Genomic DNA, 24196 nt, shown 5'->3' with positions numbered 1-24196 from the left:
AATCGGGGTCCAACGCGTCGTTGCGCGGCGATCTGGTCGGGTATGGTCTCGCGACAAGCGAAGCTGATCAAAGGGCAGGCCGGCGTGGGTCAGCCGTTACCGATCGACGGACGTCTCGAGGCGCAGATCGCCAGCGGATCGCCCGACTTCGACTGCGTACTCGCCGTCCGTCGTGGTCCAGCCCGCCTGCTCCTCGTCGAACTGCTGGAAGGCCAGCTCGTCGAGACTGATCGTCACGCGCGCACTCTCGCCTGCGGGAACGTCCACGGTCGCGAACCCACCGAGTTCGCGAACCGGGCGATCGAGCTCGTCCGCCGCCGAGTCGGCCTCCGGCGGCCGGACGTAGGCCTGCACGACCTCGCGGCCGTCGCGCTCGGCGACGTTCGCGACGGTCACCGCGACCGTCGACTCGTCGACCGCCTCTACGTCGCGGTACTCGAAGGCGGCGTAGGAGTGACCGTGGCCGAACGGGTAGGTCGCCTCGCCCCGGCCCGCGTCGAAATGCCGGTAGCCGACGAAGACGCCCTCCTCGTAGGTGGCGGTCCCGTCGACGCCGGGGTACTGCTCGGGCTCGCTCGCGGGGTACTCACTCTCCGGTGCGAACGTCACGGGCAGCCGTCCGGAGGGATCCACGTCGCCGTAGCAGACCGCGGCGAGCGCCTCGCCGTCGGCCTGTCCGGGGTACCAGGAGGCGAGGACCGCGGCAACGTCCTCGCGCCACGGCAGTTCGACCGGGCCGCTGGAGCGGATCGCGACGACCGTCCGGTCGTTGGCGGCTGCGACTGCCTCGACGAGTTCGTCCTGCTCGCCCGGGAGTCGGAGATCCTCGCGGTCGGCGGCCTCCGTCGCCTGATCGCGGACGACGACCACCGCGACGTCGGCTGCTTCGGCGGCGGCGACGGCGTCGTCGATGGAGACGTCCGCATCGCTCCCACCGTCTGCATGCTCGCCATCCGCGTCGTCCTCGCCCACGTCGAATATTGACTTGTCCTCGATCCGCTGGACGCCCTGCGCGACCGTCACCGAGCCGCCCTCGCTCGTCGCGCGCGCCTCGATCCCGTCGGCGGTCGTGGTCGCTTCGACGGGCGTCGTCTCCGAGGAGCCACCGCCGCCGAGCGTCGGCTCGTCGAGGTTCGGGCCGATCAGTGCGACGTCGGCGTCGTCGGCGAGTGGCAGGACGCCGTCGTTCTCGAGGAGCACCTGTCCGCGGGCAGCGATCTCACTCGCCAGCTCGCGATGCTCGTCGGTGTCGAGCGCGCCGTCGGTCCGCGCACCGGACGACTCGCTACGCTCGTCCTCCGAGCCCGCACTCGCTTCGCTCGCGCGGATCCCGTCGAGTGCGCCAGCGGCTGCCATCTGGCCGAGCACCCGCGCGGCCATGTCGTCGAGTCGAGACTCGGGGACCTCGCCAGCGTCGATGGCCTCGCCGAGGGCCGCGCCGAACTGGTCGTAGTTCTCCGGATCTGGCATGCCGCCTTCGAGCTCGCCGAAGTCCATCTCTTCGGGCATTTCGTCGGCTGGTTCGTCGCTTCTCTCGCCGTCCAAATCGCCGCCGTCGTCGATATCGGTGTCGTCCTCCATCGCGGGCGTCATCATCGCCTGCATCGAGACGCCCGGCATCTCGAGGTCGAGCCCGGCGTTGGCGGCAGCGACCGTGCTCTCGGTTCCGTACCAGTCGGAGACGACGAAGCCGTCGAACCCGAACTCCTCCTTGAGCACGTCCGTGACCAGATCGCCGTGTTCGGACATGTGCGTGCCGTTCACGCGGTTGTAGGCCGTCATCACCGATCCCGCACCGGCGTCGACGGCCGCCTCGAATCCGGGCAGATACAGCTCACGGAGCGCGCGCTCGGAGATGTCGGCGCTGACGACGGCGCGGTCGGTCTCCTGGCTGTTGGCGACGTAGTGTTTCGGCGTAGCGATCACGTCCTCGGACTGTACGCCCTCGACGGACGCTGCGGCGAAGGCGCCGGTCAGCACCGGATCCTCGCTGAAGTACTCGAAGTTCCGCCCGCAGTGGGGAACGCGGATGAGATTCAGTCCCGGCGCGAGCAGCACGTCCTGATCTAGCGCGCGTGCCTCGCGAGCGATGGCAGCACCCTTCTGCCGGCTGAGTTCGGGATCGAACGTCGCCGCGGCCGCGAGCGGTGCCGGAAATGCGGTCGAGGGCGTGCCCGGCACCCGAACGCCGAGGGGCCCGTCGACGAGCCGAAAGTCGGGGACGTCGAGGCGTTCGACGCCCGGCAGGTAGCCGGTCGCCGTTCGCGTCGGGTCCACGTGACCGTGGACGAGTGAGAGCTTCTCCCCGCGCGTGAGCTCGTCGAGGAGCTCTCGAACGCGGTCGGTCTGGTGATCCATAGCGGGAGTGCTGGCCGAACTTGCTTGGGTGTTCGGGCAGGCGACGGTACTGCCTGCTCTCGTGAGTTACCAGCAACCGACGACTGGCGATCGCAGGTAGATATTGCCAATACCCTCCCACGTTGGCAACTTTTCGATCCCAATACGTCCGCAGTCGCTCGTTTTGTGGGTCGAATACGACCGATATCCTGACTGGGATGCATCCATCTTTCATCGGAAAGTATTAGATAATTTTAATTTGTGGCCGGCTCTGTATCCAATTGCAATGTCCAATGACAATGGCCGTATGAAGCAGTACCTCGCGAACAACCCCCGAAAGATCGGCGTGCTGTTCACGCTCCTGCTGGTGCTCTCGCAGGTGGGCGGCGCTGCGGCTGCTCGCGGATCGACCGTCGTATAATCGGTTAGAAATCGTTCGTCGTCAGGTCGTTCGTCCAAGAAAGGAATCCGTTTTTGCGAACTGGGCCGTCCTCGCGGTGGAGGAACTCCTCGAAGTTTGCTGCAGGGACGATGAACTCCGGAACTGCTCCCGATGCCAAATAGTACTGCGTCTGTTCCTCGGTTCCACCGAGGTGTGGGCAGAAGAGGCCGCCCATACCCGCTTGAGCACCGAACATGTCGATATCGATCAAGTAGTCTGACCCGGATTTCTTGACCTCCAGCAAGTGCGGCGTCCCGCTCTCGGGTTGCACGATCGAGAGCCCGCCGTCCCCGATGACGATGTAGTGTGAGCCGATCACGCTCTCGTCGCGTGCGACGTTGAGCGCGGGACGGAGTGGGAAGCCACAGTTGAGCAGTCTGGCCACAGCCTGGCCGATCCGGACGGCACCCATGTTTGCCACGTCTCTGACCGTCACGATGCCGCCGATCGCGCCCTTCCGGACGAGCTCCATGCCCTGCTCGTAGGACTGGCAAGCGTTGAGGAAGAACGCGTCCATGCCCGCTTCGTCGATGGTCGTGGCGTCGAGCCGACCGTCCGAACACCGGAACCCGTCGTCGTCGATGTGGCCGATGTAGTGGAGGAAGTCGCGGTCCTCGGCGAGCAGATCGGCGAGCTCCTCTTTGGTCGTATCCGTCTTGACCGTGACGTCGAAGGGGAGTTCGCTTCGCGAGCCGTAGGTGTCGTCGACGATGTCCTCCTCTTCGGCCATCTCGGGGTCGTTGCAGATCACCGAGATGTCGATCGTTCCCGTCGAGGTCGACCGGCCGACGCGGTTCTCGAACGCCTCCGGCAGCGCCTTCGAGACGCCAAGTGGCGTGCCGTCGCCGACCCACGTCTCCTCGATCGCAGTCTCGGACTGTGCGGGGTGGACGAACGACGTCTCGGTGGCGATCTCGCCACGCATGAGGCGGCCCTGCATCCCGCCGTTTTCGACCTCTTCGATCGGGACGGGCTCTGGATCCTCCGTCTTGACGATCGAGAGGTCGTCGACGAGATACGGCAACGCCTCGACGGACTCCATCGACGGATCGACGTGCGCGACCTGCTTCCAGTCTGGAATGAGATCGGCGATCTCGTCGTAGGAGACGTCGAGGTAGGTTCCAACGCGCTCGGCGTGCGGGGCGTCGTAGAGCTCGGCGAGGGGCAGATCGATGCGCTCCTCGAACAGTTCGCGCTCGTGGAGATCGAGCTGATAGATGCCCTCCGTCCTGGTGACACAATCCAGCAAGAACAGCTTGCCGAGGGTCCGCTCGACGCCGTCTTCGAGGCTCCCGCGGTGGGCGAGCGGATAGTCGATCGACTCGCCGACGATGCGGGCGACGGGCCCTTCACGCACTCCCGCGCCGAGATAGTACGCGAGTGGTGCGACGGCAAACGCGTCCGAGAGCGTTGCAGGAACCTCGAGGTGGAGGTCGTCCGCGGGCGGGGCGAGTCCGTCGGGGATTGTTCGCTCCTCGCCGAGCTCGATCGTCGGTGGGTGGCCTCTATGAGTCGGGAACGATCGCTCGGGGCTGAGCGTCTTCAGCGCGGAGCCAAAGGTGGAGATCGCCGCGAGAACGTCGGTCGGCTCCTCGGTGATGGTCACCGTCGACGCAGGCCGTTCGTGCGTCGAACAGCTCCCGATCTCCACCGGAACGACGTCGTCGAACTCGATCTCGGTGGTGTTCCCCTTCTGTCTGATCTCGACGCCGCTCTCGACGCGGAAATACACCTTCAGGATCCAGGTCGGTTCGATGCAGTACGTGTCCTCGGGGAACGACCGGGCGCTGCCGAGTTGCACTTCGTCGATCATGCGCCCGTCCCCGTCCCGCACGTAGACCTGCGATTCGAGTGGGAGAGTGAGCCTGGAGGTCTCGATCTGGACGGCCGATTCGACGGGTAGTGAAAAGACGTCATCGTCGATGGTCTCCGGCGAGATCGGCTCTGCTGTCCGGATCGTCCGCCGCAACCGTTCGATCGGGTCGACGACGTCGAGACCGTGGTCGACCCCGAAGGATGGGGTGATGAGTGTCCCTGGAGAGTGGGGGTCGGCCATGGGCGGTAGTGAACTGTAGCTAGCCACCCAACGGCAAAAGTGTGCTGGCGTTGCCGATCGCATCACCCCCGCTCTCGTAGTATGCCCCGGCGCTGCCGTACAATTTTCCGATGGCCCAAAGTATTATAAGGAAATCGGCCATATCCAATTACAGCTCGTTATGCGCCTTCGTCAACCGACAGATTTCCTGATACTCGAGGCTCTGCACACCTACGGTCGCAACGTCGCAACCAACATTGCGCAGACGACCGGCAAGAGCCGCAAGAACGTCAACAACCGCCTTCCGGTGCTCGCCGACTTCGGTCTCGTTCGGAAGATCGGGCCAGCTGAACGGTCCGGCCTCTACGAGATCACCGACGAGGGTCGTGCCGCGGTCGGACTCCGCGAAGAGTACGACCGAACGGAGGACTTCGAGGCGCTCATCGAGCGCCGACTCGAGAACACCACCGCACAGACCACTGGCGTCGCGGCCCGCGGGGAGCCCCGTGACGACTCCGACGACGTCGAATCGGCCTGATTTCGCGCCCAATTCTCGGACGCGTTCGTCTTCGCTATCGTCAGTTCGACGAGCCTGTCTTTTTCGCGAGGATCGACCCCAACCAACTCAGTCCTCGACGTCGATACCGCTCACGTCGACGGTCTCGACTGCCTCGGGCAGCGATTCCAGGACCGCCGCTGCCCAGTTACGGTGACCGACCGTGATCGACACGTCGGGATGCTGGTCGTAGAGCAGTGCGATCGCGTCCACTGCACGCTCTCTTGCGCGGCGGTCGGGTCGCTCCGGTAGCTCGGCCGTGAGCGGGTAGGCTCGTGCGATCGCGGGCGGGACGGGGCCGAACGGCGGCCGGAGGTCCCAGCACTCCTCGTAGTCGCCGTGAGGGTCCGCCTCTGACACGAGCAGCGAGTCGGCGGCCACGTCGAGTCGCGAGAGTCGGTCGTGGTATCGCAGCACCTCCGGGCGGTCGGCGCTCTCCGTGGAGGTGTAGAAGAACGTGTCTTTGACGATCGGATCCGACGACTCCAGCCACTCCTCGTGGTCGAGGAGCGCTCGGTAGCCAGCCAGCAGGGCGGGATGGCCCCGGGCTCTGACCTCGACGAGTTCGAGGAGGGTCCCGCTACGAATTGCCTGTCTAATCCGGCGGATCTCCGCGAAGCTCACCCAGAGGTTGTGCTCGGCGAGACGCCGCTCCCGTTCGTGGCTGGGGAGGTCGCGGAGCTCGTCGGCGTCGAACTCCGAACAGATCGGGCACGAACAGGGGAGATACTCGAGCTCCTCGAGCGTCTCCGTGCCCCGAACAGTCATATAGCGGTCGTCGCGGGCGAACAGCGCGTAGGCGGCGGAGTCGAAGAGGTCACAGCCCGCCGCCGCGGCGAGCGCGAAGGTCATCGGGTGGCCGGCCCCGAAGAGGTGGACAGGCGCGTCCTCGCCGAGGCCGCGCTTGGCCGCCGCGACGGCGTCGACGATCTCCGCGAACCGGTAGTCCCCGAGCAGCGGCACGACAGCGCCGACGGGGAACACGTCGAGATCGGTGGCATAGGCCTCGCGAGCCGCGCGCTCCCGGAGATCGGGGTAGGTCGCACCCTGGATCGGCGCCGTGACCAGCATCTCGCCGGTGTCTGCGGCGTCGGCGATCTCGAGGCGATCGAGCGTGGTTTCGAGCTCCGTCTCGGCCCGCTCTCTGCTCGCGTCCGGTGGCGTCGGCAGGTCGACCGGCGTTCCGACGTCCGAGCCGATATCGCGCTGGAAGACGAGGATCTCCTCGGTCGTCACGTCGATCTCGCCGTACTCGGCGAGCTGGAAGGCGCCCGAGTCGGTCATGATCGCCCCCGAGAAATCGAGCATCTCGTGGAGCCCCTCTTCGAGGGCCTGCTCGCGGAGCTCATCGTCGCCGTGAATGATGTAGGAGTTCGTGATGAGCATCTCCGCGCCGAACTCGGTCTCGAGGTCGGCCGGCGAGACCGTGTCGATGTTCGGGTTGATCACCGGCAGCAGTGCGGGCGTCTCAACCGTGACGTCCGCTCGCGGAACCGTCAGCTCGCCGATGCGGCCGGCAGCGTCGACGTCCCGCAGTTCAAAGCACTCGCGCACGGGAGTTGCTGGCGGGCGGCGAGCGCCTAAGCGTTCCGTCTGGCGGTGCGCGCTCTGAGAAGGACGTCTCCCCTGCCCGATCCTACAGCCGGTCGCCTTCGGTGCCGGCCAGCCCCTCGTCCGTAATCGTAAACTGGGCGGTCTCGCCGGCGGGTTTGGCGCGGTGTTTCTCGAGCGTCGCACGACGGTTCCCGCCGCGGAAGCGGTCGAGTCGGAGGATCGTCCCGGTCCAGTGATCGAGCGTGTGGCCCCCGAGAGCGTGGATGCGATCCTCCTCCGGGTCGGTGTAGACCTGGTTCGTGATCACGATCGCGAGATCCTCCCGGCGGGCCAGCGAGAGCAGGTGGGTGATCTGGTCGGCGACTGCCCGGAGCGCCTCGCCACCCTCCTGGTCCTTGTCGCGCTGGAGGCGGTAGAACCCCGTCGCGCTGTCGAGAACGATCAGATCGGCCTGCTCGGCGAACGCCTCCACGTCCCGCACGGCCTCGCGCTGCTCGTCGAAGTCCATCGCGTCCTGCACGACGATCCGCTCGGCGAGCGCCTGGAGGTCCTCGCCCTCGGCATCTGCACCGCCGTTCGCTGCGTTTTCTCCGTCGCTCGTGCCGGCACCGATCGCGTCGTCGATTCCGATGGTGCCGTCCGCTTCGACGTCTCCGTCCCGACCTCCGGCCGCTCGCGCGCCGACGACCTGCTCGAAGCGGTCGATGGAGATGCCCTCCGTATCGACGATGACCGTCGTGCCGCCGTCGGCGGCGACCGCCGCCGCGGCGGAGAGCACGACGTTCGTCTTCCCGGCTGCCGGCGGGCCGTAGAGCTGCGTGACGGTCCCGCGCTCGAACCCGCCGTCTAGCAGCTCGTCGAGTGGCGCACAGCCGGTCGGGATCGGATCGCTCACTGATCGTTCGTAGGAGGGGACCCCGCAAAAGGGCGATGATCGGTCTGGAAGATACGGTCACCGGCGCTCGGTGTGTCGCATCCGTTGGCGCTGCCTTTCACGTGCAGAACAGTGCCAGTGGCCCAACTGCGGCGGGACTGTGCGGTTTTTTTCCAGATTTTTTGGAGGCGGGCGTCGCGCAGCGGGGCCCGTCTCGAAAAAGGTGGGCGCCTATTGGTACATCCTGAGGGGCTTCGCCTCCGAGCTCGCGTCGCCCTCGGCCTCCTGGAGTTTCTTCGCGAGCTGCTCGCGCTGGGCCTGTACGTCTTCGGCCTGTTCGACGAGCGCCTCGACGTCGACCTCGACGCCGGCCAGCGGGCCGATGCCGTCCTCGATCAGCACCCGAGCGGCTTCGGGATCGGGGAACTTGGGGTTCGTCTCGACGACGAGCCCGAGTCCCGGTAGGTTCCGTTCGGCCGCGGCAGCGACGAGCGCGCCGGTCGGGCCAGAGATCGCGCCGCGCTCGTTCGGGGTCGCGAGATCGAGTTCGTCGAGTCGGTCGCCGGCGCCGCCCGTCGAGACGCCGAACATCGCCGGCGGGGTGGCGCGGTTCTCGGCCCCGAGCCCGCTGACGTAGATCGGCGTCACGTCCTCGGCGTCGAACCAGCCGGTGACGCAGTCCGCGAATGCGGGAGCGGCCTGGGGCGAGACGGGAACGTCGCTCTGGAGCGCCAGCAGATCGTTGGCCTCGTCGGCGTAGAGCCGAACGGGCGGCTGGACTTCGCGCTCGCCCTCGGCGTAGACGCCGAGCTTCGGGAGTCCCTCGCAGCTGACGTTCGCGTAGTGTTCCATCTCCAGCGTTTCGACGAGGTGATCGGTCGCGATCTTCCCGACGAGGCCGACGCCCGGGAGCCCCTCGACGAGCGTGGGCGACTGGAGGTCGTGCTCGGTGTGGATCTGAATGCCTGCCATGCAGGTGGGTTCACAGGCCGGCAGCATAATGGGTGGGGCACTGGCCGGAGCGGTCGCGAACCGACACCCACAAGCCCGATCCCGCCGGTACTCGAATCCAATGCACGAGGTTCTCGAGCGCTACCGTCCGATCGTCGACGAGTTCGACGCGTTCGCGGCGGCGGTCGAGCGGCCGCTCGGGAAGACGGTCCGCGTGAACACGATCAAGGCCGACGTGGAGCGCGTTCGCGCAGCTTTCGAGGACGCCGGGATCGCCGCCGAGCCGACGGCGTGGAACCCGGAGCTTCTGGCCGTCGATACGGACGGCCCCGGCTCGACCTGGCCGGCGTTTCACGGCTGGATTCACTCCCAGGAAGCGGTCTCGACGCTGCCGCCGATCGCGCTGGATCCCCAGCCCGGCGAGACGATCTGGGATGCTTGCGCGGCGCCGGGAAGCAAGACGACCCAGATCGCCGCGATGATGGACGACGAGGGGCGCGTCGTCGCCAACGATCGGAACATGGGCCGGCTCTCTGCGCTGCGGTTCAACGCGGAGCGCCTCGGCGTCACGAACGCGATCGTCACAAACAGGGACGCCCGGAACTACTCGCTGGATCCACTCGCCGTCGACGAGTTCGACCGCGCGCTCGTCGACGCGCCCTGCTCCGGCGAGGGCACGCTCCGAAAGAACCCCGCCGCCCTCGACAGCTGGAGCGAGGGATTCCTCGCGGACGTCTCGGGCGTCCAGACCGACGTCCTTCAGCGAGCGATCCAGGCCACGAAGCCCGGCGGTCGCGTGGTCTACTCGACGTGTACCTACGCGCCGGAGGAGAACGAGACCGTCCTCGACCGGGTCCTCGACGCCGAGAACTGCCGAATCGTCGAGCAGGAGCTTCCCATCGAGACGCGCCCCGGCATTACGGAGTGGGACGGCACGTCGTTCGATCCGAGCGTCGAACGGGCCGCCCGGATCTACCCGCACCTGAACGACACTGGTGGCTTCTTCGTGGCGACCCTGGAGGTGGGCGCATGAGCGACGACCACTCCGACGCCGACGACGCTCCGCCGATCGCCACGGACGGCGGGTCCTCGCCGTCCGCGGACGACCTCGACGAGAACGTTAGCCACCGGTTCGACCGCCTGGCACCGACCGATGCGGAGCGGACGGTCGAGGGCAGGCCATCCCGAGCGACCGTTCTCTCGTGGTGGGAGGAGCGGTTCGGGATCCCGCCGGCGACCTTCGAGAACCACACTTTCTGGGAGAAAGGCAACGGCAAGCTCTGGGTCCTGGCTGGAGACGATGCCGATCCCAGCGAGGTCGAGGCGATGGGCGCGACCGTTCTGCGAACGCGCCAGGAGCACTGGAAACCCACGACCGACGCCGTCCAGCGATTCGGTCATCTCGCGACGAAGAACGTCATCGATCTCGATCTCGCGGAGGCCGAGCGGTTCGCTGCCGGCGAGGATCAGGACATCGAACGTTGGGACGGCGACTGGGGCTACCTGATCGCAGCCCACGAGCTGCCCCGCGAGACAGCGGACGACGCCGACGGCGAGCGGGCGATCCTCGGCGTCGGGCTCTACGTCCACGGCGAACTGCGCTCGACGGTGCCGAAAGGGCGTCGCCGGGACCTCTGACTCTGCCACTCTGACCAGTCGTCAACCGATCGATTCGCTGTCGAGACTGTTTCTCAGTCGGCGAGGTCGGGATCCGCGTGCCGGATCACGTGGACGTCGTACTGCGGGTCGTCCGAGACCGGCGAGCCGACGCTCGTGACCGGCGTGGTCACCGATCCCGCGTTCGCGCTCCCGACGAACAGCACCGAGGCGTCGAGCTCCGCGGCGGTCTGTCGGATCCGCCGGACGACGTCGGTCGTGACCGACGCCCGGTAGTCCGTCTCGTCGGTAGTCTCGATCTCGACGCTGGCGTCTGGGGCGACCTCGCGAACGACCGTCCGGAGTCCGCGAGCGATCCGGTCGGCGTCGAACGGTTCGCCTGGATCGATCCATCCCTTCTCGCGTGCGTACTCGGTGCTCGGCGGGACGACGACCAGCGCGACGACCTCCTCGTCCATCGCGCTCGCGAACTCGCCGGCGCGCCGGAGTGCCGTTCTCGAGAGTGGCGAATCGTCGAAGGGAACCACGTACACCATACGAACTGCCCGACGGCTGGCTGCTTAGTCGTTGGGTCGGCAGGGTCGTCGTTCTGGCCGTCGGCGGGCGAGCAGAGTGTGGCCGTCAGTCGTCGCTCAGTGCAAAGGCACTGGGCGCGCTCTCTTCGTCTGTCCGGGTTTCAGGACGTCCAGCCGACTTCTCCGCTGAATCGGCAACTGAATTCTCGCTCCTCGACGCCTCGTCTCTCGACTCTGCTCCGTGCTCTGCGCTCTTCTCGGCTTCTTCGTCCAGTTCATGCTCCTCTCTCGCCGCCTCCAGATCGTAGTGGGCCTTCCGCAGCGTCACGGGGGAGACCCCGGCGGCGTCGGCCGCGTCGGTCTGGGTCAGGCCGTGTCCGTGGTCCTGGGCAGCCGTGTAGAGACAGCCGGCGGCGAACCCGCTTGGATCGCGGCCGCCCGCGATCGTGGCCTCCCGTCCCAGCGCGGCGAGCTCGAGTGCCCGTCGCTCTACGGCGTCGGGGAGGCCGAGTTCGGAGGCGAATCGGGGGACGTACTCGGCGGGGTCGATCGGACCGGTGGGGAGGCCGAGCTCCCGGTTCAGCGCATCGTAGGCCGCGCGGAGTTCGCCTTCGTCGGCGCGAGCGTCGGCGACGACCTCGTCGACAGTCCGTGCGATCGACCGCGTACGACATACTGCGTAGACGGTGGCGGCGGCGAACCCCTCCAACGAACGGCCCTGGATCAGGTCCTCCGACTGTGCGGAGTCGAACAGCGCACACGCCTGCTCGCGAACGTCTCGTGGCAGCCCGAGTGCGCCGATCAACCGTCGAATCTCCGTGAATGCGTACACCTGATTGCGATCCTGCTTCGTCGCGAGCTGTGCGCGGCTGTGCTCGCGGCGCATCCGGGCGAGCCGCTTTCGTTTCCGTCCGGTCAGACGGACGCCGTTGTTGGAGCCGATCTCGGTGCTCAGCCCGCGGTCGTGGCGGCTGCGCGTCAGTGGGGCGCCGGTCCGTTCGCGATTGGAGTCATCGTCCGCGAACGACCGCCACTCTGGGCCGCGATCGAGCCGATCGGTCTCGACGACGAGGCCACAGTCGGTACAGACGGTTTCGTCGTCGGTTCGTGCGAGCGGGGCGGTGCATTCGGGACAGCGATCGTCGTCGGTCATCACGAGTGGAGCTACGCAGGGAACTGTTATTTAAACACTTCTCAGGGCGCAACGAACAGGGGCGGAGCGGGGTGGAGAACGTACCGGTTACCGGTACGTTTGGCCGGTCTGGGCTGGCGGCTGGGGCTGGTGAGCGCTGTAGATTCACTGCACGAACGAAAATTTTATCTGAAGATACTGGAAACGATTGGGCGATGGGGCTCTCGGAGATCGCCGCCGACCTCGCCGTCACGGCCGAGCAGCGCGATACGGGGATCGCCACCGTCGACTCGACGGACGGCGCGCTCGCCGAGCGGCTCGCGTCGGTCGCGGACGATCTCCCCTGTGGGGCCGGGGCAGCCGCCGACGTCGTCGACGCCTACGCAGACGGTGCGAGCGTCGGTGGGGCCGGCGAGGCTGCCGGCGTTCCGCCGATCACGGCCGCGAAGACGCTTCACCTCGTCGGCGTCGACGGCGTCTGCCCGCTTGCGCCGATGGCCCGCGAGATCGTGGGCGACTGGATCGCCGGCGAGCTCTCCCGAAGCGAGGCACGGGAGCTCACCGGCGCCTCGACGACCGAGTTCCTGCTGACAGCCTTCCTCGAGACGCACGAGCCGATCCCCGCCGCCAGAACCGCGGTCGAGCCGACCCTCGGCCCTGGCGATGCGGCGCTCTCCACCGACGATCACCTCGCGGAGACGATGACCGACGCCACTGAGTTCCTGTAGCTCGCCGATCGCGTTCGCTCTGCTATCCTGCTCTTTCAGCAGCTGCCGTGGAACGATCAGTTCCGCGACGTGGCTGTCGACGTGTTAATCGAACCGTCCGGCCAGCAGTCCCTCGTCGGGGAACTCGAGATCGAGATCGACGTCGAAGAGCGCCTCGGCGGCCTCGGCGACGGCCGGCGCGTAGGCCGGATCGGGATCGGCGGTGCTGGGAACCGCTGGCTCGGGGACCTCGTGCGTCGGGAGCGTCGCGTCCGCCGCGTCGACGGGGTGATCGCCGTCTGCCCGGTTCGCGATCGCGAGCCCGGGTGCAGCACCGACGTCTTCGAGACGCTCGCGGAGCCGCTGTAGGGCGTCGACGCCCCGCTCGCTTCCTGGCGTGACGGCGGCGACGCGATCGGCCGTCGTGACGGCGCTCACTGCCGGGTTCGTCGCGACCGGTGGCGTGTCCACCAGCACGAAGTCGAACCGATCGGCGGCACCGGCGACGAGCTCCTCGAACGTCTGTGCAGCGTCGGGCGTTTTCGCGCGGGCGAGCCGTTCGAACGGCGCCCGGGCCGGACAGACCGCGACCTGTCCGCCGGCTTCGGTGACCGCTTCGAGCTCCAGGTCGACGGTCGCAGCGGGAAGTGGAGCCGTCCCGAGCACGACCGCTGTCAGGTCCTCTTCGATTCGTCCCGGCACGTGTGCAGCGAGCCCCTGCGTCGCGACGTCGACGTCGAGTACGGCGACGGAGTAGCCGCCGCGGCCGAGCGTCGCGGCGAGTTCGAGGCTGGTCCGCGTCGCGCCGGCGCCGCCCGTCGCTTTCACGACGGCGGCTGTCGTCGGAGCCATTACTCGATTCGTGGTTCGCCAACTGCAATAAAGGTGTGTCCTCAGTATGCACCCGTCTCATTCCGGCGGTGCTTCGATGTCGACGTGACCGTGACCGATTGTCGCCGCTACTGCTCGTCTCGGATCGCGTCGCCGATCGTTGCGATTTCGTCGTCGTCCAGCTCGGGCCCGGCACCGAACAGCGCGTGGATCGGTCCGTAGCCGTCACCGTCGAAACGCGGCACGACGTGACAGTGGACGTGTGGAACTTCCTGGCCGGCTGCTTCGCCGTTGTTGAACGCGACAGTCGTCCCGTCGGCGTCGACGGCGGCCTCGACAGCGGGCGCGAGCTCCGTCGCGACGCGGCCGATCGCGGCCCCGAGATCGCCGGGCAGGTCCCCGAGCGTCTCGTGGTGGGCCTTCGGAATCACCAGCGTATGTCCCTTCGCGAGCGGGTTCGCGTCGAGGAATGCCAGCACGTCCTCGTCCTCGTAGACGACGTTCCCGGGGATCTCACCGTCCACGATCGCACAGAAGATGCAGTCGGCGCTCATACAGGTGGCGACGGCTGGCGAACCCTTGAAAGTTGCCGGAGTGCGCCGCTCCGGTCGGCTGACCGACTGTGTCGTCTACTGACAGCTTGATCTCCCACAGTGGGTAGCTCGTCAGGACCGGACGCGCTCGGCGATCACGATACCGATCGCGATCGCCGCGGCGCCGAGCCCTACGAGGAACAGCGGGCTTCCGGCCGGTGCGTCGAACCCGCCGTCGCCGAACACGATTGCGACGACGGCTGCAGCCACGCCGAGCAGAAACACCGCGGCGGCGAGCGGCGACTCGCGGGCATCGGAGAGAGTCACGCGCATGCGCCGACGTCGTCGCTCGAGTTCCATAACTGTCCCGCCGATCGACTCTCGGGGATTGGCGAGACCGAAGAAAACGCGCCGACGAGAACCGAGTTACCGGTACTGCGCGACTTCGAGGGACTGCAAGCGCGAGATCCGCTCCTCCGTCGGCGGGTGCGTCGAGAGGAGGCGCTCGGCGCCCCCGAAGATGCAGAGTGCAGCGACGCTATCGTCAACCTCGTTCCCGCTGGACTGGGCGCCACGCGAGATCTTCTCGAGCGCGCGAGCGAGCGGATCCCCGCTGCCAATGACCGCGGCGGCGTCGGCGTCGGCGACGTACTCGCGGTATCGCGAGATCGCCATCACGAACACCATCACGAGCATCTGGGCGAGCATACCGGCGATCCAGCCCAGGAAGTAGTTCGCGATGGACCGCTCGCCGGTCATCATCACGATCCAGTGGACGGCGATCCCGACGATCATCGCGATCGACTGCCCGATGGTCATCGTCAACACGTCACGGTTCTCGATGTGTGCCAGTTCGTGTGCGAGGACGCCCTCGAGCTCGTCGTGATCGAGAATCGCCATCAGCTCCTCGGAGACGACGACGATGCCGGCGCCGCGTCGACCGGTCGCGAAGGCGTTTGGTACGCCCATCCGGGCGACCATCAGCCGGGGTTTCTCGATGCCCATCTCGTCGGAGAACTGCTCGACGCTCCGGTGGACACGGGCGTACTCGCCCTCGTCGGGCATGTCCTCTGCCCCGGTGGACCAGATTGCCATCTTCTTGCCGATGACGTACTGGATACCGACGAGTCCGAACGAGCCGATCAGGACGATCGCGAGTGGGATGCCAAACGCCGCGTAGGCGACCGTCGCGATCGCCAGATAGAACCCAAACAGGATGGTCCCAACGATGGCCATCCGTAGCTGGAGGCCTCTGTGATTCATCGCCAAAAAATAACCAGCGAGATGTCTTAAGGACACGGGTCGGCGGCAGATGCGTTGGCAAGCGACGGCAAGGTGATACCCCTGGCGGGCTGCGACCCGCCGTTGCGATCCACGCTTTGGATCGTGAGTTCACCCGCAAACTCGAATCGCCTGCTCGAGGGCAGCACTCTGGGACAGCCCGACGATCGCGATCCCCTCACCACGCGACCCGATCTCGACGTGCTCGTTACTCTTCAGCGTCCTCGGCCGGATCGACCGCATGCCACCACAGCCCCAGCGCCCCGGCACCGCCGAAGAACGTCACTGCCGCGGCGGGCGACCCAGCGACCGCGAGTCCGACGGTTGCGACGAGCCCGACGGCACCGATCGCGAACGCGAGCAGGTGGGCCACTCCGCGGTGGACTCGCCGGTCGATTTCCGCGCTAATCTCGTCGTCGCTCGTGTACTCGGCCTCGAGCTCCTCCCGGAGCGACTGGATTTCGGAGGCGGTCTCGTTGTGGCGGTCGAGTTGCTCCTCGCGGAGCGATTCGAGGGCGTCGTCGGTCGCGGAGTCGGCAGCCAGTTCCTCGTGGCGGTCGCCGAGCAGATCGATACGCTCGGCGAGGCTGCTCTCGACGGATTCGAGTTCTTCTCGCGCACTCGCGAGGTCCGCCTCCGTGGCAGCCTCGGCCTCGATCGCGTCGAGACGGTTTTCGAGGTCGTCGAGCGCCTCCTCCGTCGCGGCGATGTCCCGGAGCGTCGCGACGTCGTCTTCGACGGCCTCCAGTCGGTCCTCCGTCGCCGCGGCGTCCTCGAGATCTTCGAGTGACTCCCGAACGACCTCGACGTCGGAACGGATGGCCTCGCGATCGGTCTCGGCCGCGCTCTCGAGCGCGTCGAGGTCGTCGTCGGTCGTCTGCAGGTCGTCAGCGAGGGCTTCGAGCGACGCGGAGAGCGACTCGTGGTCCGCCCGGAGCGTCTCGACGGTGTCGCGCTCGGCGCTTCGCTCCTCGAGGGTCTCCAGCTGTTCGCTGAGTTCGCGGAGGTCGCCATCGCTGGCCTTCCCGTCGTCGATCCGGGTGATCGCTCGCTTCAGCGTCGAGACCTCGTTGGCGTCGGCCTTGAGCCCGTAGATCCCCTCCACGCTCTCCTCGAGGGTCTCCAGGTCGTCACGGAGCCGTTCGGTTCGCCGTTGCTGGCGGTCCCGAACGTGCTCGACGAACGCGTTCGTCGAATCCGAGAGGCGAACCTCCAGCGCGTCGGCGAGCGCGTTCCGATGGCGGTCCTCCAGCTCCTCGCTGTTGAGCTCCGCCACGAGCTCGTGGACGACCGAGTCCGTCGGGGTCTCGCTGCGCTGGTCGTTCTCGGCTGTGGCGTTCGCTGGCTCGGTGTCGGCGTTCGCGGCGGCGGTGTCGCTGCCGGAGCTGTCGCCTTCGCTAGCGTCGCTGTCGATACGTTCGCCGGTGGCCGATTTCACACTGCTCGACAGAGGCGCTTCACCGCCCGCCACGTCGGATTCCTCCGCGTTAGCGTCGCCCAGCAGGTCGCCCTCTGGTACCGGCTGGGAGTCGACGCCGACGTCGTCGGCTGTCGCGTCGTCCTCCGTTTGCGTCGAGAGGTCCTCGAGATCCGGAACGGACTCGAGTTCGACGGTACTCGCGTCGGTCGACTCGGCTGAGCCCTCTTCGCCCGGTTCGTCGAGGTCGAGCTCCAGCGACGCCTCCGACGCCGACCCGTCGGCAGCGGCATCCGCCACGGCGTCCTCCTCAGAATCGTGATCGGCGGACTCCCCGCCGTTCGCGTCGACGGTCTCCTCGAGCGTGGGTTTGCTACCGCTCTCGCCGGCCAGATCGGCGATCGAATCCACGGCCGACCCCACCGGTTCCGCCTCGACCGTGGGCGGTTCCAGATCGGGATCGAGGTCGCCGTCGACGCCCCAGGCGGTGCGCACGGCCGTCTCCGGCGGGATCTCGCGCTCGAAGCTGATGCCGTCGCCGTCGCGCTCCCAGTCCTCGCCGCAGTCGCCGGGGAAGCCGAGGTCGTCGATCGCCGTCTCCTCGGGAATCGGCTGGTGGACCCGGACCCGTACCGGGGCAGGGTGATCGGTCTCGACCGCGTACTCCAGCGCCTGCCGGCCGCCGTCGCTGGCGCGCGGTCGGACGCTGACCGTCGCTGCCTCCGTCTCGTAGACGGCGCCGCGACCGTCCCGGTTCGATGCGTGAGCGGGTGTCATTGAGTCGTATCAAACCACTCCGATACCAATAAAATTTTTCACCGTTGGCTGACGCATAATTTTATTTGTCATGCGTCTTTCCGGCCGATCGGACGACCACAGTTTCCGCTGTGACACAGCCGGCCCGACTCGAACGCGCTCACCGCCGCCGTGCTCTGATTGCGGCGCGGCGGGATCGTCACTCTACGGAACGACGTAACGTTCAAGCGTGCGGCGACCGCCATTTCCACTATGCGCCCGCTCGCCACCCGCGATGGCTGCCGGCTGGTGAGCGGCTCCCGCGGAAAACGCGGCCTCGCCAAACGCTCGCAGTAGCACGCTCGCGGCGAGGCTGGCGACCCGTCTCGGGCGATTTTCATTCTCTCGAACAGCATCGCGGTGCAGTCGACGGAGCGACCAACGCGGGGACTTACGTCCCCACGAACCAACACACGATCCAATGACAGCCGACACGCCACAGACAGACGAACCGTTCCGCGGGGTCTATCCCGCGATGATCACGCCCTTCGCGGAGGGCGGCAGTATCGATTTCGACCAGCTCCGCTCGGAGGCCCGCCGGCTCGAAGCTGCCGGCGTCGACGGGCTCGTCCCCGTCGGCTCGACCGGCGAGAGCGCGACGCTCTCTCACGACGAGCACGTCGACGTCGTCGAGGCAGTCGTCGACGCCGTCGACGACGTCCCGGTCATCGCCGGTACCGGGAGCAACAACACCCGGGAGGCACTGGAGCTCTCCCACGCCGCGGCCGACGTCGGCGCCGACGCCCTGTTGCTCATCTCGCCGTACTACAACAAGCCCGAACAGCGCGGTCTCGAGGCACATTTCCGGGAGATCGCCGACGCCATCGACCTCCCGCAGATCGTCTACAACGTTCCGAGCCGAACGGGTCAGAACGTCGAGCCTGACACCGTCGTCGCGCTCGCCGACCATCCGAACGTCGCGGGATACAAGGCCGCGAGCGGTGATCTCGGACAGGTCACCGAGGTCGTCGAGCGTACGCGCGAGTACGACTTTTCGGTGCTCTCCGGGGACGACGCGCTCACGCTGCCGATGCTCTCCGTCGGCGCGACCGGTACGATCTCCGTCGCTGCGAACGTCGAGCCCGAGCGTACCGTCGCGATGGTCCACAGCGCCCTTGAGGGGGACCTCGAGGCAGCCCGTGACCTCCACCACGAGCTCGGCCCGCTCTTCCGCGAGCTGTTCGTCGAGACAAACCCGATCCCAGTGAAGGCGGCCGTCGCGATGCGTGGCAACTGCGGACCGACGATCCGGCCCCCGCTCTCACGTCTCGCCGAGGAACATCGCGAGTCGCTCCGGACGATGCTCGAGGAGCTGGAGTCGACCCGAACTGAGGCGCTCGCCGACGTGACCGCCGCACCGACGCCGGTGGACCGATGACCGCGACCGGCGAATCCGACGCCGCCGGACCGACCCGCCTCGCGATCACCGGCGCGACCGGCCGGATGGGCGAGGAGCTCCTCGCCGAGGCGGCCGATCGCGACGATGCGACGGTCGCGTTGGCGACGAGCCGAACGCCCGAGGACGGCCCACTCGAGGGCGTCGAACTCGATTCCGAAGCGGAGTTCCCCACGCTCCTGGGTGAGCGCGACGTCGACGTGCTGGTGGATTTCACGGTCCCAGAACCCTGCGTCGAGGCAGTCGAGGCCGCCGCCAACGCCGGCGTCGGCGCGGTCGTCGGCACGACTGGGTTCGACAGCTCCGAGACCGCTGCGCTCCGGGCCGCCAGCGAGCAAACGCCCCTGCTCAAGGCCGCGAACTTCGCACGCGGCGTGCAGGCGCTCCTGCAGATCGTCGGAGACGCAGCAGCGGCGATGGAGGGGTACGACGCGGAGCTGATCGAGACCCACCACAACGGCAAACGTGACGCACCCAGCGGGACCGCGAAAGCAATTCTACAGGAGGTCGAGGCCGCCCGCGAGAGCACCGAGAACGCTGCGAGCGACGGTGCCGACGCGTCAGGGAACCGCGTCCACGGACGGGAGGGCACTGCTCCGCGCGAGGACGACGAAATCGGCGTTCACGCGGTCCGTGCGGGCGATATCACCGGAATTCACGAGGTGCTGCTCGCGGGCAATGACGAGGAGCTCCGGCTGACGCATCGCGCTGAGGATCGCGGCGTGTTCGCCGCGGGCGCCCTCGACGCGGCGGTCTGGCTCGACGGTCGGCCGTCTGGCTGGTACGACTTTTCGGACGTGCTCGGCGGGGAGTGACGCCCCTCGAGCGGTCGCTGCCTCTGATCGGCGTCACCGATCGGTGATGCCGGATCCAGCCGCTACGCAGAGTCAGTAGCGAGCCCGTAGACCGTGACCGCCCAGACGGCACAGATGGCGCCGATCGCCTGGTAGCCGACGATCTCGAACGAAGCGACGTAGCTCATCCCGAACAGCACGGCCAGCATCGGAACGAGAAACGCCGCAATCACGAGTAGATCGTTCGCCCGACGGAGTGGCTCCCGATACCGATCGAGCACTGCGGAGAAGCCGACGCCGACGATCGCCCCGATCAGACCGGCCACAGCTCCCCCGAGTGGTTCCACGTGGTACTGAACTGCGAGCACGAGAAAGATGGCTGTGAAGGCCAGACCGAAGAGGAGCTTTCCGTGCGTGGAGAACCCATCGTCGGTCGCCGCCGCTTGCGGTATGGAGGGGGTCATTGGTCGATCGTCACGCGCTCATCACATACAAGTAGCGGGTGGACGATCCGGGGAGGTTTTGTCCCGTGCCCGAGTCCGCTCGCCCATGAGCCTGCAATCCGACGTCGAGGCCCTCTGGGCCCGCTACCAGGACGGCGCAGTCGACGCTGCGAGCGCGAGTGAGGACGATCTGGCGGTGCTCGAAGCCTTCCTCGAATCGCTGGAAGCCGGCGAGCTCCGCGCCGCCGAACCGGTCGAACCCGCCGACCCCGACGCCGTCGGTGAGGGCGACGCCGAGCCCGAAGTCGCCTCCGCGACCGCGGAGTGGAACGCCGTCGAGTGGGTCAAGCAGGGCGTTCTGCTGAACTTCGGCCTCCGCGAAAACGTCGGCCACGAGTACGGCGGCGTCACCTACACCGACGTTCTGCCGCTCCGCCGAACCGACGACCTCGCCGAGCGCGGGACCAGAAACACGCCCGACGGCACCGTCATGCGCAGGGGTTGCTATCTCGGCAGCGACTGCATCATGATGAGCCCCAGCTTCGTCAACATCGGCGCCTACGTCGGCGACGGCACTCTCATCGACTCCTGTGACACAGTAGGCTCGGCAGCCCAGATCGGCCGCAACGTCAAACTCGGCGCGAACACGCTGATCGGCGGCGTGCTCGAACCCGTCGAAGACGCGCCGGTCGTCATCGAGGACGGCGTCTCACTCGGCGCGGGCTGTCGCGTGACCTCCGGCTTCGTCGTCGGCCACGACTCGATCGTCGGCGAGAACACCCTGCTGACTCCCCGAATCCCGGTGTACGACCTCGTCGAGGACGAGGTCCACTACGGCAAGCTGCCGCCGGAGCGCCGCGCTTTCCAGCGCTTCGTGGAGTCGTCGGTCAGTGACGAGGACGTCATTCCGGGGAACGCGTACAAGCCCGCCGTCGTCGCGACGCACGTCGAGGAGGAGACGCTGGGAGCGACGGAGCGGGAGGGCGCACTGCGAGAGTGAGGGCGGGAGCGGCGGTTTTCGCCACCGTCAGCGCGAGGCGCTGACGAGCCTCGCTTAGCAAGCTCGGCGAGACCACGTTTTTCGAGGAGTGGCCGCGAGCGTAGCGAGCGGGCAGGACGAGAAAATGGTGGGAGCACGGGGCCGCGCTACGGAGGACGGACGTGCCTGCCACAGCTTTTTATTTGTATGTGTACACATACACAGACATGGGGACGAAGACGATCTCGCTCGCCGACGACGCGTACGAGCGCCTGAAGCGCCACAAACGCGAGGGTGAGAGCTTCAGCGACGTCGTCCGTCGGCTCACGGGGGACGACTTCTTCCTCCGGGACTACTACGGCGCACTCGACGACACAGGGGAGGAGCTTGATCGAATCGTCGCGGCGAGGCGCGAGGCCAGATCCGACACGCACCGCGAACGCGTCGATCGTATCGTCGAAGAGCTCGAAAAGTGATCCTCGATTCGACGTTTCTGATCGACGTACTGCGTGGCGAAGGGACAGTCGAGGAGCTACTCGGGGAGGTGGACGCGTCGGGACCACCGTTCTTGACGAGCGTGACGGTCATGGAACTATACGAAGGAATCTATCTCGCGGAGTCGACGGAGCGGGAGCGTGCAGTCGTCGAAGAGATGCTGGACGGCATCAACGAGATTCCGTTCGATCGAACCTGCGCGAAACGTGCTGGCAAGATCAACGCAGAACTGATCGCCTCCGGCCAGCCCGTCGACGGGACGGACGTCATGATCGCTGCGACGGCGCTCGACTACGAGCTGCCGGTAGTCACGCGGAACGTCGATCACTTCGAGCGTATCGAAGAGTTGGAGGTCGTCTCGTACTGAGACGGACGCCGGTATGACACACTCTTAGCCACTTGGAGCGCGGCGGACGGATTGCTTCATTCAGTCGGAGCGGGACGGTTTTTCGCCGGTCCGCGCGTCGATTCGCATCTCGACGTAGCGTCCCGGCCAGGTCCGGACATGTCGTCTGAATCCTCGGACTAGCGTTGCCAGAACGCCCTGTGGCTGCGCTTCGACGCCCCGTGGATCGGACGCGCTCGCCCCATCTCCCGGCCGTGGATCCTCGGGATAACTCATCTTGCTAAATATTGGCACGGGTGCATGATAATAGTTCGGGATGAATTGGCACGGCCCACCGTTCGGCTCGCACGGAGAGCAACGCCGCGGTCGTGACTCCGCATGCAGTTTGCAGCAGGCGTGCGAGAAAATCGGGTGGTGCGTCGTCGTCCCGCTTCATTCGTCGTCCCGCCTCACTCGCCGTCGCCGACCCGGACGGTCATCACCGGGACGGGTGACTGTCGGACGACGCGCTCGGCGACGCTTCCGATGAGGTAATGATCGAGTCCTGTCCTGCCGTGCGTTCCCATTACGATCGCGTCGACGGTGCCATCGCGTGCCCGCTCGAGGATCGCCTCGTGTGGAACGTCGGCGACCACCTCACGCTCGACGGGGGCGTCCTCGGGCAGCGCCGCGACCACCGTGTCGACCGCGGCAGTTGCGCGCTCGCGTTCCGCTTCCTCCCAGGCCTCCCCGGCGAGACCGCTGCTCGGGCTCTCGAATCGGTTCCGCGCGTCCGCGACGGAGAGCACGTGGATCCGGGCGTCGTTGGCCTGTGCCAGCGACGCGGCGTGGGCGGCGACCGTGGTCGTTCCGTCGCTACCGTCCGTCGGGAGCAACACGTCGTCGTACATCGGTCTCCGGAGCGTTGTGGCTCCTGGCTGAAAACGCCATCGAGCAGTCGATGCGGGCCGTGACAATCGACGGTGGAAATCGGGGAGCCGAACCGAGCAGAGCGCGCCGGCTCAGAACCCGACGGCCATCCCGAACAGCGCGACGGAGATCACGCTGAACAGGCTGGCGACGCCCCTCGTGATCGTGTCGGTGTCCAGCGCGTTCGACACGTACGGGGCGATCTGGCCGCCGAGCGTCGTCGCCGGCACGGTGAACACCACCATGTTCCAGGGCGTCGAGGCGAGGCTCAGCGAGTGTGCGCCGGGGAGGAAGCCGCCGGCGAACACGTGGACGAGCGACGCCAGAATCGCCGTCGACGCGACGACGACGTGGTTCGTGCCGATCGCGACGCGGACGGGCACGTTCGTGCGGAGCATCGAGATGATGCCGAGTTCGCCGATGCCGAAGCCGGCCAGCCCCTGGAACGCACCGCCGACGCTGTAGTTGGCGAACCGCTCGAGGTACCCCGACCAGGTGTAGCTGTACGTGTCACCTTCGCGATCGACACGGGTGACGGTGCCTTCCTCGTCGATGCCGACGCCAGCGGGCCCCAGCTTGCCGTCGTCGTCGGGGAGGCCGCCGGCCGCGACGGGTTCGCCGCCGTCGGGTGCGCTTTCGGGCGCTTGTCCACTGGCACCTCCTTCGCTCGCACCATCGCCGCCGTCGGGATCGTCGTGCGCGAGGTCGGCCGTGAACAGGAGGTATGCAGCGCCCAGCAGCGCGATCCCCAGCGCGCCGTGGAACAGCGGTTCGGGGATGTAGAAGGAGAGTATCGCCCCGCCGACGACGAAGGGAATGCTCCCGGCGACGAGGCTCAGTCCCAGCCGGCGATCGACGAGCCCGTACTGAATGAACGCGACCGCGGAGCTCGACAGGCCGAAGGACTCGCTGATCAGCCCGATCTTGACGAGCGTCTCGGGCTCTAACTCGTGGGCGAGCAAGGGAAAGATGAAGATCAGGAACGGGACGAACATCGCCGAGCCGCTGATCCCGACCGTGTTGACGATCGTCGCTCCCAGCAGGAAAAAGAAGAACAGCCACCAGTACTCGAGCCAGTAGTCCAGTCCAGCGTTCGCGGGCGTCGGCGCCGCCGTGACGACGAGCAGGACGAACAACACCGGCGCTGCGAAGACGAAGAAGTGCTGGTACTTCAGGAACGACTTCTGGACCTGAGAGGGGTTCGTGGGTGCCATCGTGTTAGTGAGCGGACGATACTCGCCGATCCCGGCCGAACGA

At 67.1% G+C, this 24196-nt stretch carries 24 protein-coding genes and 1 pseudogene; 10 read left to right on the top strand and 15 right to left on the bottom strand.

What is annotated here, in order from left to right; translation table 11 throughout:
* Positions 1-96: 96 nt before the first annotated feature.
* A complete protein-coding gene (locus MXF70_RS02730; protein ID WP_248517184.1) occupies positions 97-2358 on the bottom strand; it encodes a beta-glucosidase family protein in 2262 nt (753 codons plus the stop codon).
* 265 nt (positions 2359-2623) lie between these two features.
* Between MXF70_RS02730 and MXF70_RS15195 the strand changes: the two genes are divergently transcribed.
* On the top strand, positions 2624-2758 hold the full coding sequence (locus MXF70_RS15195; protein ID WP_259370388.1) for a DUF7503 family protein: 135 nt from the start codon (positions 2624-2626) through the stop codon (positions 2756-2758).
* Positions 2759-2762: 4 nt separating this feature from the next.
* Here MXF70_RS15195 and MXF70_RS02725 read toward each other — a convergent pair whose 3' ends face one another.
* The gene (locus tag MXF70_RS02725; protein WP_248517182.1) at positions 2763-4835 is read right to left on the bottom strand and encodes a hypothetical protein; all 2073 of its coding nucleotides are present in this window, start codon (positions 4833-4835) and stop codon (positions 2763-2765) included.
* 160 nt (positions 4836-4995) lie between these two features.
* Between MXF70_RS02725 and MXF70_RS02720 the strand changes: the two genes are divergently transcribed.
* A complete protein-coding gene (locus MXF70_RS02720; RefSeq protein ID WP_248517180.1) occupies positions 4996-5352 on the top strand; it encodes a helix-turn-helix domain-containing protein in 357 nt (118 codons plus the stop codon).
* An 87-nt stretch (positions 5353-5439) separates the two neighbouring features.
* On the opposite strand, the gene tgtA is transcribed toward MXF70_RS02720, so the two are convergent.
* The 3 genes from tgtA to MXF70_RS02705 all read right to left on the bottom strand — a co-directional run bounded on the left by tgtA (position 5440) and on the right by MXF70_RS02705 (position 8770).
* Complete coding sequence (gene tgtA / locus MXF70_RS02715; protein ID WP_248517178.1) at positions 5440-6924, bottom strand: tRNA guanosine(15) transglycosylase TgtA; 1485 nt, start codon at positions 6922-6924, stop codon at positions 5440-5442.
* An 82-nt stretch (positions 6925-7006) separates the two neighbouring features.
* On the bottom strand, positions 7007-7819 hold the full coding sequence (locus MXF70_RS02710; protein ID WP_248517175.1) for an AAA family ATPase: 813 nt from the start codon (positions 7817-7819) through the stop codon (positions 7007-7009).
* A 210-nt stretch (positions 7820-8029) separates the two neighbouring features.
* Positions 8030-8770, bottom strand: coding sequence for a proteasome assembly chaperone family protein (locus MXF70_RS02705; RefSeq protein WP_248517173.1), 741 nt, complete (start codon positions 8768-8770; stop codon positions 8030-8032).
* A gap of 100 nt (positions 8771-8870) precedes the next feature.
* Here MXF70_RS02705 and MXF70_RS02700 point away from each other — a divergent pair, with 100 nt between their 5' ends.
* Together MXF70_RS02700 and MXF70_RS02695 are read left to right on the top strand one after the other, a co-directional pair.
* Positions 8871-9782 (top strand): RsmB/NOP family class I SAM-dependent RNA methyltransferase, encoded by a 912-nt coding sequence (locus tag MXF70_RS02700; protein WP_248517171.1) that lies wholly within the window; start codon positions 8871-8873, stop codon positions 9780-9782.
* The gene (locus MXF70_RS02695) at positions 9779-10387 is read left to right on the top strand and encodes a DUF7122 family protein (RefSeq protein WP_248517169.1); all 609 of its coding nucleotides are present in this window, start codon (positions 9779-9781) and stop codon (positions 10385-10387) included. The genes MXF70_RS02700 and MXF70_RS02695 overlap by 4 nt, the downstream gene beginning before the upstream one ends.
* Before the next feature lie 53 nt (positions 10388-10440).
* Here MXF70_RS02695 and MXF70_RS02690 read toward each other — a convergent pair whose 3' ends face one another.
* Together MXF70_RS02690 and MXF70_RS02685 are read right to left on the bottom strand one after the other, a co-directional pair.
* The gene (locus MXF70_RS02690; protein WP_248517167.1) at positions 10441-10902 is read right to left on the bottom strand and encodes a universal stress protein; all 462 of its coding nucleotides are present in this window, start codon (positions 10900-10902) and stop codon (positions 10441-10443) included.
* A 277-nt stretch (positions 10903-11179) separates the two neighbouring features.
* Positions 11180-12034 (bottom strand): annotated as a pseudogene (locus MXF70_RS02685) (transcription initiation factor IIB); the annotation flags it as partial.
* 194 nt (positions 12035-12228) lie between these two features.
* Between MXF70_RS02685 and MXF70_RS02680 the strand changes: the two are divergent.
* Entirely contained in the window at positions 12229-12741 is a 513-nt protein-coding gene (locus MXF70_RS02680; protein WP_248517166.1) for a DUF7858 family protein, read from the top strand.
* A gap of 84 nt (positions 12742-12825) precedes the next feature.
* On the opposite strand, the gene MXF70_RS02675 is transcribed toward MXF70_RS02680, so the two are convergent.
* From MXF70_RS02675 to MXF70_RS02655, 5 genes are all read right to left on the bottom strand, one after another.
* Positions 12826-13572, bottom strand: a complete 747-nt coding sequence (locus tag MXF70_RS02675; protein ID WP_248517164.1) for an AAA family ATPase — start codon at positions 13570-13572, stop codon at positions 12826-12828.
* A 107-nt stretch (positions 13573-13679) separates the two neighbouring features.
* Entirely contained in the window at positions 13680-14105 is a 426-nt protein-coding gene (locus MXF70_RS02670) for an HIT family protein (protein WP_248517162.1), read from the bottom strand.
* A 111-nt stretch (positions 14106-14216) separates the two neighbouring features.
* Positions 14217-14417 carry a hypothetical protein gene (locus MXF70_RS02665; protein ID WP_248517160.1) on the bottom strand — a complete coding sequence of 67 codons (201 nt, stop codon included), beginning with the start codon at positions 14415-14417 and terminating at the stop codon, positions 14217-14219.
* 93 nt (positions 14418-14510) lie between these two features.
* Positions 14511-15347, bottom strand: coding sequence for a M48 family metallopeptidase (locus MXF70_RS02660; RefSeq protein WP_248517158.1), 837 nt, complete (start codon positions 15345-15347; stop codon positions 14511-14513).
* A 226-nt stretch (positions 15348-15573) separates the two neighbouring features.
* On the bottom strand, positions 15574-17559 hold the full coding sequence (locus tag MXF70_RS02655) for a hypothetical protein (protein WP_248517156.1): 1986 nt from the start codon (positions 17557-17559) through the stop codon (positions 15574-15576).
* 439 nt (positions 17560-17998) lie between these two features.
* Between MXF70_RS02655 and dapA the strand changes: the two genes are divergently transcribed.
* Together dapA and dapB are read left to right on the top strand one after the other, a co-directional pair.
* Positions 17999-18955 carry a 4-hydroxy-tetrahydrodipicolinate synthase gene (gene dapA / locus MXF70_RS02650; RefSeq protein ID WP_248517154.1) on the top strand — a complete coding sequence of 319 codons (957 nt, stop codon included), beginning with the start codon at positions 17999-18001 and terminating at the stop codon, positions 18953-18955.
* Positions 18952-19788, top strand: coding sequence for a 4-hydroxy-tetrahydrodipicolinate reductase (gene dapB, locus MXF70_RS02645; RefSeq protein ID WP_248517152.1), 837 nt, complete (start codon positions 18952-18954; stop codon positions 19786-19788). Before dapA ends, dapB begins: the two co-directional genes overlap by 4 nt.
* Positions 19789-19850: 62 nt before the next feature.
* Here dapB and MXF70_RS02640 read toward each other — a convergent pair whose 3' ends face one another.
* The gene (locus tag MXF70_RS02640) at positions 19851-20231 is read right to left on the bottom strand and encodes a hypothetical protein (RefSeq protein WP_248517150.1); all 381 of its coding nucleotides are present in this window, start codon (positions 20229-20231) and stop codon (positions 19851-19853) included.
* Between MXF70_RS02640 and MXF70_RS02635 the strand changes: the two genes are divergently transcribed.
* From MXF70_RS02635 to MXF70_RS02625, 3 genes are all read left to right on the top strand, one after another.
* Positions 20143-21210, top strand: coding sequence for a 2,3,4,5-tetrahydropyridine-2,6-dicarboxylate N-succinyltransferase (locus MXF70_RS02635; protein WP_375140827.1), 1068 nt, complete (start codon positions 20143-20145; stop codon positions 21208-21210). The genes MXF70_RS02640 and MXF70_RS02635 overlap by 89 nt on opposite strands.
* A 206-nt stretch (positions 21211-21416) precedes the next feature.
* Complete coding sequence (locus MXF70_RS02630) at positions 21417-21665, top strand: antitoxin VapB family protein (protein ID WP_248517146.1); 249 nt, start codon at positions 21417-21419, stop codon at positions 21663-21665.
* Complete coding sequence (locus MXF70_RS02625; protein ID WP_248517145.1) at positions 21662-22051, top strand: PIN domain-containing protein; 390 nt, start codon at positions 21662-21664, stop codon at positions 22049-22051. The genes MXF70_RS02630 and MXF70_RS02625 overlap by 4 nt, the downstream gene beginning before the upstream one ends.
* 428 nt (positions 22052-22479) lie before the next feature.
* Here MXF70_RS02625 and MXF70_RS02620 read toward each other — a convergent pair whose 3' ends face one another.
* Together MXF70_RS02620 and MXF70_RS02615 are read right to left on the bottom strand one after the other, a co-directional pair.
* Positions 22480-22920 (bottom strand): universal stress protein, encoded by a 441-nt coding sequence (locus MXF70_RS02620; RefSeq protein ID WP_248517143.1) that lies wholly within the window; start codon positions 22918-22920, stop codon positions 22480-22482.
* Positions 22921-23031: 111 nt separating this feature from the next.
* Positions 23032-24153, bottom strand: coding sequence for a sulfite exporter TauE/SafE family protein (locus tag MXF70_RS02615; protein WP_248517141.1), 1122 nt, complete (start codon positions 24151-24153; stop codon positions 23032-23034).
* Positions 24154-24196: the final 43 nt, after the last annotated feature.

It is taken from the genome of Salinarchaeum laminariae (genome assembly GCF_023204835.1).
In the GTDB taxonomy this organism is placed as follows: domain Archaea; phylum Halobacteriota; class Halobacteria; order Halobacteriales; family Salinarchaeaceae; genus Salinarchaeum; species Salinarchaeum laminariae.
The sequence above is the reverse complement of the archived record's forward strand: the minus strand, read 5'-3'. Positions and strand labels throughout refer to the sequence as shown.

Coding starts and splice junctions, on each gene's coding strand:
- dapA (WP_248517154.1), top strand. CDS start 17,999: ATGACAGCCGACACGCCACAGACAGACGAACCGTTCCGCGGGGTCTAT.
- dapB (WP_248517152.1), top strand. CDS start 18,952: ATGACCGCGACCGGCGAATCCGACGCCGCCGGACCGACCCGCCTCGCG.
- MXF70_RS02615 (WP_248517141.1), bottom strand. CDS start 24,153: ATGGCACCCACGAACCCCTCTCAGGTCCAGAAGTCGTTCCTGAAGTAC.
- MXF70_RS02640 (WP_248517150.1), bottom strand. CDS start 20,231: ATGACCCCCTCCATACCGCAAGCGGCGGCGACCGACGATGGGTTCTCC.
- MXF70_RS02730 (WP_248517184.1), bottom strand. CDS start 2,358: ATGGATCACCAGACCGACCGCGTTCGAGAGCTCCTCGACGAGCTCACG.
- MXF70_RS02630 (WP_248517146.1), top strand. CDS start 21,417: ATGGGGACGAAGACGATCTCGCTCGCCGACGACGCGTACGAGCGCCTG.
- MXF70_RS02660 (WP_248517158.1), bottom strand. CDS start 15,347: ATGAATCACAGAGGCCTCCAGCTACGGATGGCCATCGTTGGGACCATC.
- MXF70_RS02675 (WP_248517164.1), bottom strand. CDS start 13,572: ATGGCTCCGACGACAGCCGCCGTCGTGAAAGCGACGGGCGGCGCCGGC.
- MXF70_RS02695 (WP_248517169.1), top strand. CDS start 9,779: ATGAGCGACGACCACTCCGACGCCGACGACGCTCCGCCGATCGCCACG.
- MXF70_RS02720 (WP_248517180.1), top strand. CDS start 4,996: ATGCGCCTTCGTCAACCGACAGATTTCCTGATACTCGAGGCTCTGCAC.
- MXF70_RS02620 (WP_248517143.1), bottom strand. CDS start 22,920: ATGTACGACGACGTGTTGCTCCCGACGGACGGTAGCGACGGAACGACC.
- MXF70_RS02725 (WP_248517182.1), bottom strand. CDS start 4,835: ATGGCCGACCCCCACTCTCCAGGGACACTCATCACCCCATCCTTCGGG.
- MXF70_RS02655 (WP_248517156.1), bottom strand. CDS start 17,559: ATGACACCCGCTCACGCATCGAACCGGGACGGTCGCGGCGCCGTCTAC.
- MXF70_RS02700 (WP_248517171.1), top strand. CDS start 8,871: ATGCACGAGGTTCTCGAGCGCTACCGTCCGATCGTCGACGAGTTCGAC.
- MXF70_RS02690 (WP_248517167.1), bottom strand. CDS start 10,902: ATGGTGTACGTGGTTCCCTTCGACGATTCGCCACTCTCGAGAACGGCA.
- MXF70_RS02665 (WP_248517160.1), bottom strand. CDS start 14,417: ATGCGCGTGACTCTCTCCGATGCCCGCGAGTCGCCGCTCGCCGCCGCG.
- MXF70_RS02705 (WP_248517173.1), bottom strand. CDS start 8,770: ATGGCAGGCATTCAGATCCACACCGAGCACGACCTCCAGTCGCCCACG.
- MXF70_RS02680 (WP_248517166.1), top strand. CDS start 12,229: ATGGGGCTCTCGGAGATCGCCGCCGACCTCGCCGTCACGGCCGAGCAG.
- MXF70_RS02670 (WP_248517162.1), bottom strand. CDS start 14,105: ATGAGCGCCGACTGCATCTTCTGTGCGATCGTGGACGGTGAGATCCCC.
- MXF70_RS02635 (WP_375140827.1), top strand. CDS start 20,143: ATGGCTGTGAAGGCCAGACCGAAGAGGAGCTTTCCGTGCGTGGAGAAC.
- MXF70_RS15195 (WP_259370388.1), top strand. CDS start 2,624: ATGTCCAATGACAATGGCCGTATGAAGCAGTACCTCGCGAACAACCCC.